At 33.2% G+C, this 455-nt stretch carries 1 pseudogene; it reads left to right on the forward strand.

From position 1 onward, the window contains the following. A pseudogene (locus J8L88_RS23420) lies at window positions 1-455 on the forward strand (alginate export family protein); the annotation flags it as partial.

The following is a 455-nucleotide window of genomic DNA, read 5'->3' on the forward strand; positions in this document are numbered from 1 at the left end:
TTAAAAATAGCTTTAAACTTATATGCACAAACTGGAAAATTCACAGAAACAGTTGATTTATCAGCATATAACGCCGGTCTAGAGGTTACCTATAAACCAGGAAAAACTTTATTCGGAATAGGTGGAGAACTGCTTAGTGGTGATGATAATGGAGGAACAGATGGAGAGATCACTTCTTTCTTCCCAATCTTTGGAACGAATCATAAATTTAATGGATATATGGATTACTTTTATGTAGGGAATCATGCCAATAGTGTAGGATTACAAGATATATATGCTAAAGCTGTTATCAAAACTGGTAAAAGCAGTAGTTTATTAGCAAAACTTCACTATTTCTCTGCTGCAGAAGATATTGCTGGAACTGATGATACATACTTAGGTACAGAACTAGATTTAGTTTTTACTCAAAAAATACTACCATATGCTACCTTAAAAATAGGATACTCTCAGATGTT

Source organism: Aquimarina sp. MMG015 (assembly GCF_018100855.1).
Taxonomy (GTDB): Bacteria; Bacteroidota; Bacteroidia; order Flavobacteriales; family Flavobacteriaceae; genus Aquimarina; species Aquimarina latercula.